The 13,562-nt window shown below is 64.7% G+C and carries 11 protein-coding genes; 4 read left to right on the top strand and 7 right to left on the bottom strand.

From position 1 onward, the window contains the following. The first annotated feature begins 195 nt into the window (after positions 1-195). Positions 196-1,281, top strand: coding sequence for a PLP-dependent cysteine synthase family protein (locus NKJ32_RS28615; RefSeq protein ID WP_023678947.1), 1,086 nt, complete (start codon positions 196-198; stop codon positions 1,279-1,281). A gap of 25 nt (positions 1,282-1,306) precedes the next feature. Next, complete coding sequence (locus tag NKJ32_RS28610; protein WP_352829585.1) at positions 1,307-2,839, top strand: pyridoxal phosphate-dependent decarboxylase family protein; 1,533 nt, start codon at positions 1,307-1,309, stop codon at positions 2,837-2,839. A gap of 139 nt (positions 2,840-2,978) precedes the next feature. Here NKJ32_RS28610 and NKJ32_RS28605 read toward each other — a convergent pair whose 3' ends face one another. The 7 genes from NKJ32_RS28605 to NKJ32_RS28575 form a co-directional block, all read right to left on the bottom strand. Next, positions 2,979-4,619, bottom strand: a complete 1,641-nt coding sequence (locus NKJ32_RS28605; protein ID WP_352829583.1) for an ABC transporter substrate-binding protein — start codon at positions 4,617-4,619, stop codon at positions 2,979-2,981. Positions 4,620-4,940: 321 nt separating this feature from the next. Then, a complete protein-coding gene (locus NKJ32_RS28600; RefSeq protein WP_352829581.1) occupies positions 4,941-5,927 on the bottom strand; it encodes an alpha/beta hydrolase in 987 nt (328 codons plus the stop codon). 16 nt (positions 5,928-5,943) lie between these two features. Continuing rightward, the gene (locus tag NKJ32_RS28595; protein WP_023678943.1) at positions 5,944-6,621 is read right to left on the bottom strand and encodes an isochorismatase family protein; all 678 of its coding nucleotides are present in this window, start codon (positions 6,619-6,621) and stop codon (positions 5,944-5,946) included. 20 nt (positions 6,622-6,641) lie between these two features. After that, complete coding sequence (locus tag NKJ32_RS28590; RefSeq protein WP_352829579.1) at positions 6,642-7,946, bottom strand: M24 family metallopeptidase; 1,305 nt, start codon at positions 7,944-7,946, stop codon at positions 6,642-6,644. A 293-nt stretch (positions 7,947-8,239) separates the two neighbouring features. Then, complete coding sequence (locus NKJ32_RS28585; RefSeq protein WP_352570144.1) at positions 8,240-9,208, bottom strand: GlxA family transcriptional regulator; 969 nt, start codon at positions 9,206-9,208, stop codon at positions 8,240-8,242. Positions 9,209-9,514: 306 nt separating this feature from the next. Continuing rightward, complete coding sequence (locus NKJ32_RS28580; RefSeq protein WP_352829577.1) at positions 9,515-10,696, bottom strand: cystathionine gamma-synthase; 1,182 nt, start codon at positions 10,694-10,696, stop codon at positions 9,515-9,517. Continuing rightward, complete coding sequence (locus NKJ32_RS28575; protein ID WP_352453660.1) at positions 10,693-12,117, bottom strand: pyridoxal-phosphate dependent enzyme; 1,425 nt, start codon at positions 12,115-12,117, stop codon at positions 10,693-10,695. Before NKJ32_RS28575 ends, NKJ32_RS28580 begins: the two co-directional genes overlap by 4 nt. 269 nt (positions 12,118-12,386) lie before the next feature. On the opposite strand from NKJ32_RS28575, the gene NKJ32_RS28570 reads away from it, so the two are divergent. Beyond that, positions 12,387-12,716 (top strand): hypothetical protein, encoded by a 330-nt coding sequence (locus NKJ32_RS28570; protein WP_023675896.1) that lies wholly within the window; start codon positions 12,387-12,389, stop codon positions 12,714-12,716. Then, positions 12,713-13,360, top strand: coding sequence for a cysteine hydrolase family protein (locus tag NKJ32_RS28565; RefSeq protein ID WP_352453659.1), 648 nt, complete (start codon positions 12,713-12,715; stop codon positions 13,358-13,360). The genes NKJ32_RS28570 and NKJ32_RS28565 overlap by 4 nt, the downstream gene beginning before the upstream one ends. Positions 13,361-13,562 lie beyond the last annotated feature (202 nt).

Genomic DNA, 13,562 nt, shown 5'->3' with positions numbered 1-13,562 from the left:
TCCCACGCTGGCCAGTCGGCCTTTGTTTTATCACCAAACGCGACACGGTGCATCCGGCAACGAATTCCCGCTCCGGATGCTGGCATTGCCGGAGGCAAATGTAGCGCGGCAAGGTCTCGAAACCTCGCCGCCCAAGCCACCGGTCTGTAACCGGCCCGTGACGACAAGAGACAACGACAAGGCGAGGAGATCGACATGTTGCATCAACAGAAAATCAGAACCACCGCCGGGCGCGGCCGTCTGTTCGACAGCATTCTCGACACGGTCGGCGATACGCCGGTGATCCGCATCAATAATCTCGGACCGGACCATGCCACGATCTATGTGAAGGCCGAGTTCTTCAATCCCGCCGCCTCGGTGAAGGACCGGCTGGCGCTCAACATCATCGAGGAAGGCGAGCTCAGCGGCGCTCTAAAGCCTGGCCAGACCGTGGTCGAGGCGACCAGCGGCAACACCGGCATCGGCCTTGCCATGGTCTGCGCCCAGAAGGGCTATCCGCTGGTGGTGACGATGGCCGACAGTTTTTCCATCGAACGCCGCAAGCTGATGCGCATGCTGGGCGCCAAGGTGGTGCTGACGCCGCGCGCCCAGAAGGGTTTCGGCATGTACAAGAAGGCGGTGGAGCTCGCCGAAGCCAATGGCTGGTTCCTGGCCCGCCAGTTCGAAACCAAGGCCAACGCCGCCATTCACGAAGCGACGACGGCGCGCGAGATCATCAACGATTTCGCCGGCTCGCGGCTCGACTGCTTCGTCACCGGCTACGGCACGGGCGGCACCGTCGCCGGCGTCGGACGCGTGCTGCGCCGCGAGCGGCCGGAGACCCGGATCGTGCTCGCCGAACCGGCCAATGCGCAGCTTATCGGCAGCGGCAAGCCGCAGCAGCGCGGCACCGGCGGCGCGCCGGCCGCCAGCCATCCGGCGTTCGAGCCGCATCCGATCCAGGGCTGGACGCCCGACTTCATTCCGGACGTGCTGCAGGAGGCGATAGACGCAAGCCTCTATGACGAGGTGGTGCCGATTGCCGGGCCCGAGGGCATGAAATGGGCCAAGGCGCTGGCGCAGAAGGAAGGGATTTTCACCGGCATCTCCGGCGGAGCGACCTTCGCGGTGGCGCGGCAGATCGCGGAAAAGGCGGCGCCCGGCTCGGTGATCCTGTGCATGCTGCCCGATACTGGCGAACGCTACATGACGACACCGCTGTTCGACGGCATCGAGGCGGAGATGGACGCCGAGGAGACTGCGCTTTCGCAGTCGACGCCCGGCTGCCAGTTTCCGGCGTGACGGCGGCATATCGGGAGCGACCTGCATGGACACGCCGTCTGGATTGCCCGCCACGACCGCCGAGGAAACGCTTGACCCCTCGGACTGGGGAGATGTGCAGGTCCTGTCGCATCGGGTCGTCGACGATGCCGTCGCCTACCTGCGCGATGTCAGAGAGCGGCCGGTGTGGCAGGAGATGCCTGGAGATGTGAGGGAGTTCTTCACCGCGTCCCTGCCGCAATCGCCAACGCCGCTGGCCGATGTCTATGGCGACGTTGTCAAGAAGCTGATGGCCTATCCAATGGGCAATATCCATCCGCGCTTCTGGGCCTGGTACATGGGGTCGAGCAATTTCACCGGGGCGCTCGGTGATTTCCTGGCGGCGATCCAGGGCTCCAACCTCGGCGGCGGCAACCACGCCGCCGCCTTGATGGACGGCCAGGTCGTCGATTGGCTGAAGCAGATGCTGGGCTTTCCGCAATCGGCCAGCGGCACGCTGGTCAGCGGCGGCTCGATGGCCAACATCATCGGGCTGACCGTGGCGCGCAACGCCAAGGCCGGCATCGACATACGCGAGCACGGCGTTGCCGGCATCGACAAGCCGCTGCGTTTCTACGGCTCCGACCAGCTTCACTCCTGTCACCGCAAGGCGATGGAAGTGCTCGGCCTCGGCAACCGGGCGCTGCGTCGCATCCCGAGCGATGCCGGGCTGCGGATCGACATCGCTGCGTTGCGGGCGGCGATCGCCGAGGACCGCGACGCCGGCTTCAAGCCGGCCTGCGTAATCGGTACGGCCGGCACGGTGAACACCGGCGCAATCGACGATCTGCAAGCGCTGGCTGACCTGGCGGCAAAAGAGGATCTGTGGTTTCACGTCGATGGCTGCATCGGCGCCTTGCTTGCGATTGCGCCGGACAATTCGCATCGCGTTGCCGGCATCGAGCACGCCCACTCGATCGCGCTCGATCCGCATAAATGGCTGCACGCGCCATTCGAGGTCGGCTGCGCGCTGATCCGGGATGCCACCGTGCATCGCGGCACGTTCGCGGTGACGCCGGAATATCTGGAATCGACGCCGCGCGGCCTGGCCTCCGGCCAATGGCTGCACGATTACGGCCTGCAGACGACGCGCGGCTTTCGCGCTCTGAAGGTGTGGATGGCGTTGCGAGAGCACGGCATCGAAAAGTTCGGCCGGCTGATCGACCAGAACATCGCGCAAGGGCATTATCTCGGCGCGCTGATCGCGGCCGAACCGGCACTCGAACTGGTAGCGCCGGTGAGCATCAACATCGTCTGCTTTCGCTACCGCGCGGACGGACTGGGCGGGGAGCGCCTGAAAGCGCTCAATACCGAGATCATGCTGAGGCTGCAGGAAGAAGGCATCGCCGCCATTTCCGACACGACGGTGCATGGCCAGCATAGCCTCAGGGTGGCGATCAACAACCACCGCACCCGGCGCGACGATCTGGACCTGCTGGTGCGGGAAACGGTGCGGCTTGGACTGGAGATTTCAAGGCCTGGCGTGGCTCTTCCTTCTTCCCTTCTTGTGGGAGAAGGTGGACGCGAAGCGGCCGGATGAGAGGCGTTCCAGCTTGATACTGACGGCACTCCGTCCGCACCCCTCAACCGTCTTGGCGCTGCGCGCCAATCCACCTTCTCCCACAAGGGGAGAAGGAAGAAGGAGCGGCGCTGGCCCCGACAATTGGTCGTCTGCAAGGCTACGCCTCGAGCCAAACCTTCTCGAAGTGCTGCTCGAGCGACTGGTGCTGCTCGCAGCCATGCACGCCCTTGCGGTAGGTGCGGTAGACCGAGCGCCAGTAGGGCTGGATGATGATGCCGGAATCGCGCAGATTCTGCTCGATCTTGGCCATGAGCTCCTTGCGGGCGCCGGGATCGGGCATCGCCAGCGCCTTGTCGAGCAGACTGTCGAATTCCGGATCGGCGTAGGCGCTCTCGTTCCATGCGGCGCCAGACTTATAAGCGAGCGCCAGCACCTGGACGCCGAGCGGCCGGCCGAGCCACTCCGTGCAGGAGAAAGGATATTTGCTCCAGTCGTTCCAGAAGGTCGCGGCCGGCAGCACGGTGCGCTTGATCTTCAGCCCGGCCTCGCGCATCTGCGCGGCGATGGCGTCGCCGGTGCTCTTCTGCCAGTCGACGTCGACCGAGATGAGTTCGTATTCGTGGTCGGCCTTGCCGGCCTCGGCGAGCAGGGCCTTGGCTTGATCAATGTTGCGGACGGCCGGGCCGATATCGGCATATTCGGGATGCATCGGCCCGACATGATGGTTCTCGGCAGGCTTGCCGCGGTTGTCCATGCCGATCTTCAGCACAGCGGCGTTGTCGACGGCGAGCTGGGCGGCGCGGCGCACCTTGATGTCGTCATAGGGCGGATTGCCGATATTGAACCGCGCGACGATGGTCGAGCCGGTGGCGATTTCCGAATTGCTCAGGCCCATGGAGTCGGTCTGCGCAACCGTGTCGGAGGCGGTTTCGTGGTCGGTGTCGATCTCGCCCGATTCGAAGGCCGACAGCATCGCATTGGGGTCGGAGCCGTAGTCCACCCATTTGATGCCGTCGAGGTAGAACTCGCCCTTCCACCATGGCTTGTCTTTGCGGCGGACTTCGGCGCCGACCTCGGCGTCCCATGCCACGAGTTCGCAAGGCCCGGTGGTGATCGCCAATGCCTTCAGCGGATCGCCGTCGCCTTCATAGCTGCGGTGCATGATCAGCGCCGGGTAGTCGGCCATGCCGGCGATCAGCGAAATGTCGGGCTTCGGCAAATTGAGCCGCACGGTGACGTCGTCGACGCGCTCGATGCCGCCGTCGACGGGCTTCTTGGTATCGGCGTTGACCAGTGCGCCCATGCGCGCGGCGACCGAATTGCCGGCGACGGACGCATCGCACCAGCGCGTCAGATTGTGGATCACGTCGTCGGCGTTGAAGGTGTCGCCGTTCGACCAGGTGATGCCCTTGCGGACATGCAGCGTCAGCACGCGGGCGTCGTCGCTGGTTTCCCAGCTCTCGAGCAGCCATGGCTCGAAGGTGAAGTCGCGCTTCCAGCGCACCAAATATTCGTTGCACTGGCGGGCGACGTTGGACATCTCGACGCCGTCGAAGGTGCGCGGATCCTTCCAGCCCTTGACGTTCATGGCGACACGCAAGATGCCGCCGCGCTTCGGCTCCTCGGCCCTGGCCGGTGACGGCGCAAGCCCGCCGAGCGCCAGCGCGCCGGTAGCGCTGACGCCGAGCGCAGCCATGGTGGCGAGATATTCGCGCCGGTTCATCTGGCGTTTCTTGAAGCCATCGGCGACGGGCTCGGCCTGCGGATGCAGTTTTCGATCGGTCAGCATGAACTTCATTGTCGTCATTCCCCTGTTGTTGGGCACCTCTGCCGATCGCCAAACGCGGGGGACGGATGCGATCGCCGGAGCGCCATTGCCTCGGGGATGATAGGGCGAGCTCCCGTGGGGGAGTTGTTCGGACTTCCGCAGTTCTTGTGCGCTATTCCGCAAACGGAAGGTCCCCCTCACCCGGATTGCCAACCGAATTACGAAGAGCAATTCGGGGCAATCCGACCTCTCCCCCGGGGGAGAGGAGGTCGCCAGCGTTGATGCCAGCCTCTTCTCCCCAGCGGGGAGAAGGTGGACGCGAAGCGGCCGGATAAGGGGGCCTTCGCAACCTCAGTAAGGCCAGTCGCCTTTGCCGAGCGCGGCGATGGCCGCAACGATGCGGGCGAAGGCTTCGCCGGCCCGCGGCACGGTCTTGCGGGCGCGCAGGAAACTGTGCACGAGGCGCGTTTCCTCGCGCCACCAGGCGCGACCGCCGGCGGCCAGGATGCGGTCGCGATAGGCCTCGCCTTCCGAGGACAGCGGGTCGCATTGCGCGGTGACGATGACCGTCGGCGGCAGCCCGGAGAAGTCGGTGTCGCTGAGCGGCGAAAAGGTCGGGTCGTCTTGCGACTGTCCCTTCGCCGACCGGATCTGGCGATAGAACTCGATGTCGCGCAACGTCAGCAGCGGCGCTTCGGCGTGCTTGACATAGGAGCCGGCGTTCTCTTTGCCAACTGGTTCCGGGCCGCCGAGCTCGGGATAGATCAGCACCTGGCCGATCGCGCAGCGGAGGTTACTACGCGATGCCTGCGCCACCGCGGCGGCAAGGTTGCCGCCGGCGCTTTCGCCGCAGAGCACGGTCGGCAGGCCGGTCGTCGCCGCCGCCCATTCGAACACGGCCAGCGCATCGTCGAAGGCGGCTGGATGCAGATGTTCGGGCGCCAGCCTGTAGTCGGCGGACAGCACGGCAAAACCGGTGCCGGCGCAGATCTCGGCGCAGATGTCGTCATGGCTGTCGAGCCCGCCAAGCACGAAGCCGCCGCCGTGATAATAGACGACCGCTGCCTGCGGCGCCGTGCCCGCCATCTGGTAACGCCGGACCGGGATCGCACGGTCGCCGACGCTGCTGTCACTGGCCTTGACGCCGGCCGGATAGGGCTCACGAAACGCCCGGCACATGGCATCATAGACCGCCCGCTGCCTTTCGATCGGCATGAAAGCGATTTCGGGCGGATACCAGTCGTTGACCCGGTCGATATAGGCCCACAGCTCCGGATCGAGCAGCGTCTGGTATTTTCCGCGGTCTTTTATTTCGGGTCGATCGGCCTCGGTGACCATCGCTGCGCGATCCCGCTCAGAGCTCGGCGTAGAGCCGGGCAGCATTTTCATAGCTGAAGCGCAGCGGCACCGAGCCCTCGACCTGCCAGGCTTCGACCGTCTCGCCTGCCAGCAGCCGGCAGGCGCCGTCGGTGGTGGTGACGGCACCGCCATAGAGCCGGTTGGCAAGGTTGAGGATGGCCGTCTGGTGCATCGCCGTGCTGCCGCTGCCGCAGGCATCCTTGACCAGCAGCACTCGAAACCCGAGCGCCACCGCATCCTTGACGGTGGCATCGATGCAGGCCTCGGTCCAGACGCCGGCAACGACCAGCCACTCGATGCCGTCGGCCTTCAGCCGCTCGGCGGCAGGCCCCGCGCGGAAGGCGCTGGCATCGGTCTTGACCAGCATCATCTCGCCTGTCGCCGGGCCCACTTCCGCGCAGATCGCAGTCAGCGGATCGTCCTTGTCGGAAAACGCCGACTTGCCGCTGGCCTCGACCGGGTGGAACGGCCGCGCCGTGGCGAGATCGACGATATAGGCCCAGTGGTAAAGGGGCACATTGTTGGCCCGCGCCGCCTCCTGCAGCCGCTGGACGTTGGCGAGGATGTCGCCATAGCCTTCGACCAGATAGCGCTTGTCCCGCCGATGCTCCTCCTGGAGATCGATGAACACCGCCGCCACCTTGCCGCGCTTGATCGAGATCGGGCTTTTCATGCAAAACTGCCTGTCAACACTCAAACCTGCCTGTCAAGGAACTCGTCCTCATAAGGGAAGCGCGACAGAAGCTCGGTGCCGGTCTCGGTGATCAGGATCTCGTCCTCCAGCTTGACGCCCTCGCGGCCGCCCTTCTCGCCGATATAGCTTTCGACGCTGACCACCATGCCGGGCACGATGACACCGTCGCGGCCATAGGTCTCGTAGTCCATGGCATGCGCGATGAACGGCGTCTCGCCATGCATGCCGACGCCGTGCATGACCGAGGTGTAGCGCTGGTCGACGAAGCGGTCGGGAATTTTCCAGGCCTTTTCGGCAATCTCGCGAAATGCCATGCCCGGCTTGACGACCCCGATATTGTGCTGAACCTGGTCGTGCGCCATCTTGTAGAGCGACTTCTGGTAATCCGTCGGCCTGCCCGGGCCGCAGCGGAAGGTACGCGAGAAATCCGAATAATAGCCGTAGCAGCCGATCGTATCGGTATCGAGCGCCAAGAGTTCGCCCGGCCTGATCTTGCGGCCGCTCGCCTCGTTGAACCACGGATTGGTGCGCTGGCCCGAGGTCAGCAGCCGGGTCTCGATGAACTCGCCGCCTTGCCGGATCACCTCACCATACATGATGGCGAACAGCTCGTTTTCGGAAACGCCAGGCTTGATCGCCTCGCGCACCGCATAGACCGCAGCCTCGGCACCAGCCATCGACACCTGCAGGCATTTTACTTCCTCGGGCGTCTTGACCGCGCGCACCGCCAAAATCTCGCCCTGGCAATCCCGCACCTCGCAGCCGCGCTTTTCCAGCGCCAGTGCCTGCAGATGGCTGCAGCGGTCAAGGCCGAGCTTCATCGAGCCGCCGCCATGCGCCTTGAGCAATTCGGCGATCTCATCGGCGAACGGGCCGGCGGTCTCGTCGTCGCGGCCTGACACCGATGACCAGACCAGCTTGGACGGACGCGCCTCGTCGATCGTGTCGAGCACCATCGAGACATGGTAGCTCTGCGGATATTCGAACAACACGATCGGCCCTTCGGTGGGGATGAAGAAGTAGCGCGTCGAGTTGCGCAGGAAATAGCCGAACATGTTGCGCGAGCCGGTGGCGTAGCGCTGGTTGTAGGGGTCGAACAAAACGACGCCGCCATAGCCGGCCTCGCGCATCCAGGCGCGCAGCCTGGCCAGCCGGCCCTTGCGCAGCGCGTCGGCGTCGATGAAGGACGGCTCGGTGTCCGACAGCCACATGCCGCCGGCCGGATCCGCCGCCGCCGGATGGCGCATGCGGTCCTTGAAGTCGACGTCCTCGGTGCTGTCGGGGTCAAAAACGACGATGCTCATGGGTGCCTCCTGGAAGCGGCGAGGATGGGCTATGCGCCGCGTAGAGGCTGTGCGAGATGCCGCATATGTTGTGCCGGATGCCGCAGCCCCGACGCGCCGGCGATCCTTCGCGCCCCTCTCTGTCCTGCCGGACATCTCCCCCACGAGGGGGGAGATCGGCAGCTTCGCCGATGGCGCTACTCTCGCGATGTTGGCAATTGGCGAAAGCGGAGGCGACGGCCAATCTCCCCCCTTTGTGGGGGAGATGCCCGGCAGGGCAGAGAGGGGCGCTGTCCCGCCAACATCCGAAATACCTAATGCCTCCGCATCACCTTCGGCGCATGGCCATGCTCCTCCCGGAACGCCCGCGCAAAGCTCGACATCGAGGCGAAACCGCAGGCCAGCGCGACGTCGCGCACCATCAGCGTCGAATGCGCCAAGAGGTCGGCGGCACGCTTCAGCCGCAGGCGGCGGTAATAGCCGTTGGGCGAGATACTGAGTTCGGAGCGGAAATTGCGTTCGAGCTTATCGGAGGAGACACCAAGTCGCCCCGCCAGTTCCGCCATGCCGAGCCGCTCCTCCACCGCATCCTCCATGATGGCGATGGCCGACAGCACCAGTTCGTTCTGCACGCCGGTCCGCAGCCTGAGCGGCATCAGCTTGCGGTCGACGCTGGAGCGTAGCGGGCTGTGCACAAACCATTCGGCGACGCCGGCGGCCAGTTCGGCGCCATAATCGCTGGTGATGATCTCCAGCATCATGTCGAGGCTGCCGACGCCACCGGCCGAAGTGAAGCGCTTGCGGTCGATGACATAGAGATCGCGCCTCAGCTCGATATCCGGAAACGCTTCGGTGAAGGCAGCCTGGCTGGTCCAGTGCAAGGTGCAGGCATGACCGTCGAGCAGGCCGGCCCGAGCCAGGAAGAAGGCGGCATCCGCCACCGCACCGATATGGGCGCCGTCGCGCAGGCTCCTGCGGATCCAGCTCACCGCATCGTGCGCGACGAGATGATCGGCATCGCCGCCCGAGCAGACGACGACGCGATCGACCTTCGGCGCGTCATGGGCGGCAAAGCCGGGCTGGATGACGACGCCGTTCGAGGCCTCCACCGGGCCTTCGGCGGCGCCGACGATGATCCAGCGGTACCAGTCCCGCTTGGCCAGCACGTTCGCCGCGCGCAGCGGCTCGATCACCGAGCTGAACGCCATCATCGGAAAGCCGGGGAAAACCAGCACGGCGAAGGTGAGGGGCTCGGTAGGTTTGGGTGCGTCGCGCGTGGCCATGGGGGTCCGGACCCGGGAGGGTTGCGGCGCTACAATTCGGGCAGATGGGGCTTGGGGTCAACGGGGTTGGCGTGATCACGAAGCGCCGGCGCTGCCCCTCACCTGCCTGCCGGCATCCTCTCCCCGTATAGTGACGGGGAGAGGAGCGCTCTCATCGACGGGTTCGCCAATCGCCAACATTGCAAAGAGAGCGGCGGCGTTGCGGCCATTTCCCTTCTCCCCGTCCCTATACGGGGAGAAGTGCCCGGCAGGGCGATGAGGGGCAGCGCCAACATTGGCGGTCGATCGCCTTTGGTCGGGCGCTTTCTAACTCGCCAGCGCCTGATCCAGATCCGCGATCAGATCGTCGCCGTCCTCGATCCCGGCCGACAACCGCACCAGCGAATCCGAAATCCCGATCTCGGCGCGTTTTTTCGCCGGGATCGAGCCGTGCGTCATCAGCGCCGGGTGCTCGATCAGGCTTTCGACGCCGCCGAGGCTTTCGGCCAGCGTGAACAGTTGCGTATGTTCGAGGAAGCGTTTGGTGCCGGCGAGGTCGCGGTCGAGCTCGACCGTGATCATGCCGCCGAAGGCGTGCATCTGCCGCCTGGCGATGGCGTGCTGCGGGTGGCTGGGCAGGCCGGGATAGATGACACGGCGGATGTCGGGACGGGTCTCCAGCCAGTGCGCGATCTTCTGGCCGTTCGACGAATGACGCTCCATCCTCAGCGCAAGCGTCTTCAGTCCGCGCAGCGCCAGGAAACTGTCGAACGGCCCTGAAATGGCGCCGATGGCGTTCTGCAGGAATTTCAGCCGGTCGGCGAGATCCTTGTTGTCGCCGACCACGGCGACGCCGCCGACCATGTCGGAATGGCCGTTGAGGTATTTCGTCGTCGAATGGACCACGATGTCGATGCCGAGCTCCAGCGGCCGCTGCAGATAGGGGCTGCAGAAAGTGTTGTCGGCGACTGAGAGCACGCCTTTGCGCCTGGCAAGTGCTGCGACGCCTTCGAGGTCGACGACACGCAGCAGCGGGTTGGTCGGCGTCTCGACCCAGAGCATTTTGGTTTCCGGGCGGATCGTCGCCTCGACCGCGGCAAGGTCGGTGAAGTCGACGAAGTCGACCTGCAAATTGGCCGAGCGCTTGCGCACCCGTTCCAGCAGCCGGAACGTGCCGCCATAGATGTCGTCGGTCGCGACGATATGCGCGCCTGAATCGAGCAATTCGAAAATGGTTGCGATCGCCGCCAGCCCCGAAGCGAAGGCGAAGGCGGCGGTGCCGCTTTCGAGGTCGGCCACCGCGCGCTCGAAGGCGAAGCGGGTCGGGTTCTGGCTGCGGGCATATTCAAAGCCCTTGTGCACGCCCGGGCTCTGCTGACCGTAGGTCGAAGTTGCATAGATCGGTACCATCACCGCGCCCGTCGTCGGGTCGTGGCTCTGGCCGCCATGGATGGTGCGCGTCGAAAAGGCGAGGCGGTTTTTGCCCGATACGGTGGCTTTGACGGTCATCGGGCGCGCCTCAGATGGTTGATCAGGTCGATGCGTGTTATCAGGCCGATGAATTCGTCGCCGTCGAAGACGATGGCGACCTCGTTGCGATCGAAGACCGGCAGCAACGCGTCCAGCGTCTGGCTGGCTTGCAGCGTGTGCAGGGTAGAGGTCATAGCCGTACTGACCGGGGCCTTGAAGCGGTCCCAGCGGCTGTCATAGGGGCCTTCGACCTTGGCGAGGATATCGCTTTCGTCGATGATGCCGACGAGCTTGCCCTCGTCCAGCACCGGCAGCTGCGAGACATCCGATCGGCGCATGCGGCCATAGGCGTTGAGCAGGCTTTCGTCCGGGCCGACGGACACGACATCGCCGGTGCGGAGCGTGCGCATGACCAGGTCGCGCAGATCGCCATGCTGCTCCTGCTCGGCCAGGCCCTGCTCGACCAGCCAGAAATCGTCGAAGACTTTCGACAGGTACTTGTTGCCGCTGTCGCAGACGAAGGTAACGACGCGCTTCGGCACGGTCTGCTCGCGGCAATAGCGGAGCGCTGCCGAAAGCAGCGTACCGGACGACGAGCCGGCGAGAATGCCTTCCTTCGAAAGTAGGTCGCGCACCGCAAGCATGCTCTGCTTGTCGGGGATGGAATAGGCCTTCCTGACCAGCGACAGATCGGCATTGGGCGGCACGAAATCCTCGCCGATGCCTTCGACGGTCCAGCTTCCGGCCTCTACCATCTTGCCGGTCTTGATCAACGGTGCCAGCACCGAGCCGACCGGATCGGCCAAAATCATCTCGGTCTTCGGCGAGACTTTCGCAAAATAGCGGCCAAGCCCGGTCAGCGTGCCGCCGGAGCCGACGCCGACGACCACCGCATCGACATCGCCTCCGAGCTGTTGAAAGATTTCCGGCCCGGTCGAGGTTTCGTGGGCCAGCGGATTGGCCGGGTTGGCAAACTGGTTGGCGTAGAAGGCGCCGGGCAACTCGGCGGCGATCTTTTCGGCCATGTCCTGATAATATTCGGCATGGCCCTTGCCGACATCGGAACGCGTCATGCGCACTTCCGCGCCGAGCGCCCGCAGATGCTGGATTTTTTCGCGCGACATCTTGTCGGGCACGACGAGGATGATGCGGTAGCCCTTGGGGATGCCGACCTGGGCGAGACCAAGACCGGTATTGCCGGCGGTCGCCTCCACGATCGTCCCGCCGCGTTTCAGTTTGCCCTGTTTTTCGGCGGCGGCAATCATCGACAGCGCGATGCGGTCCTTGATCGAGCCGCCGGGATTCTGGCTTTCGAGCTTGATGAACAGCCGGCACTTGCCGATGTCGAATTTGGTCAGCTCGACGACCGGTGTCTGCCCGATCAGGTCGAGAACCGAGGCATAGGGCGGGCGCAGGCGGGACGATGCATCGTCCGGTGCCACGATCTTGTGCTTGCTCATGTCAGATGCTCCGTTGCCAGAATGAGCAACCGCCCTGGAAGACGGCAACCTACCGTCTTTTCCAGCCGTTTGCCGTTGGAAAGAAGATAGATCGTGCCAATCCGGCGGCCAGCAGGGGAATGGAATTTCGCGAAAGCTTCGCCGGCCTGCAGGCAGGGCAAAAGATTTGCAGAACCTGCCTGGGACTAAACGCACCATCTCGTTCGTTGCCGCCGCCGATTCCGCCATGCTACCCGGCGTTGGGCGAACAGCAATGCAGGGAACGGCCGATGAAGATTCTTGCCTATGACAATTTCAGGCCCGGCGTCACGCTCGACGATTTGCGGCCTTATCTGCGCGACGAAGTTTCGAATGTCTGGCGGCTCTGGAAGGCGGGGATCGTGCGCGAGAATTATGCGCGCGGCGATATTGGCGGCGTCATCATCGTCTTCGAGCTCGACAGCGTCGCGGAAGCGCGGCGCTACACCGAGGACTTCCCGCTGTCCAAGGCCGGGCTGCTGGAATGGCACTTCATCGCCTTCGACGCGCCATTGCCGCTGGAATTCCTGTTCGATCCGACGGTCGATATCGCCAAGCCATGGGACCGGACTGCGGCATGATCCGGGCGAGCGACGGGATCGAAATCCCGGCCAGCCTGGCTGAGTGGTGCGATCCGCGCCGCACGGCGCTGGTGGTCTACGACATGCAGGTCGGCATCTGCCGCCAGGTGGCCGGCGCCGCGACCATCGTCGAGCGTACCGGCACGGTGCTGGAAGCGGCGCGCATGGCCGGAATGCGGGTGGCGTTCACGCGCCATCTGTCGCTGCCGCGCAAATGGATGGGCGCGACGCAGCTGCGCACCGCCATGGCCTGGCAGCGGCGCGACAGCCCCGACACGGTCGAGCCGTGGTTCCCGCGCGATGCCGAAGCGACGCGGATCGTGCCCGAGCTGGAACCCCGCGATGACGAGGCGGTGTTCGACAAGCTCACGATGTCGGCCTTCGATTCCACCGCGCTCGGCTTTGCCTTGCGCGATTGCGGCGTGCGCACGATAGCGCTCGCTGGCATCGCCATGGAGATCGGCATCGAGCCGACCGTTCGCCAGGCGACCGACAATGGCTTCGTCGCTATGGTAATCGAGGACGCCTGTGGCTTCGGGAACCGCGAAGCGCGCGCCCGCTCGATGGCGACGCTACGCTTCCTCGGCGAAGCCGTCGTCACCGACGTCGCAAGCTTCTGCAGCGCGCTTGCCGGTGCGGGTTGAGGGCAGTCGGCTTGCCGGCGCGACCCACCGTTTCACGGGAACGCCGAACCGCTCTATGCCTTTGTTTTCAGGCAATTGCAGATGGAAAAACCGCTCCGCGCTTTTCCCGGAATTGATCTAGAGCGTCGGACGTTCAGTTTGAATCGCGAGGGATTCCAGTGAGGCGTGGTTCATGATTCACTTCCTGTAGGAGGTGATTTGC

The organism is Mesorhizobium sp. M0159, assembly GCF_040322295.1.
In the GTDB taxonomy this organism is placed as follows: domain Bacteria; phylum Pseudomonadota; class Alphaproteobacteria; order Rhizobiales; family Rhizobiaceae; genus Mesorhizobium.
The sequence above is the reverse complement of the archived record's forward strand: the minus strand, read 5'-3'. Positions and strand labels throughout refer to the sequence as shown.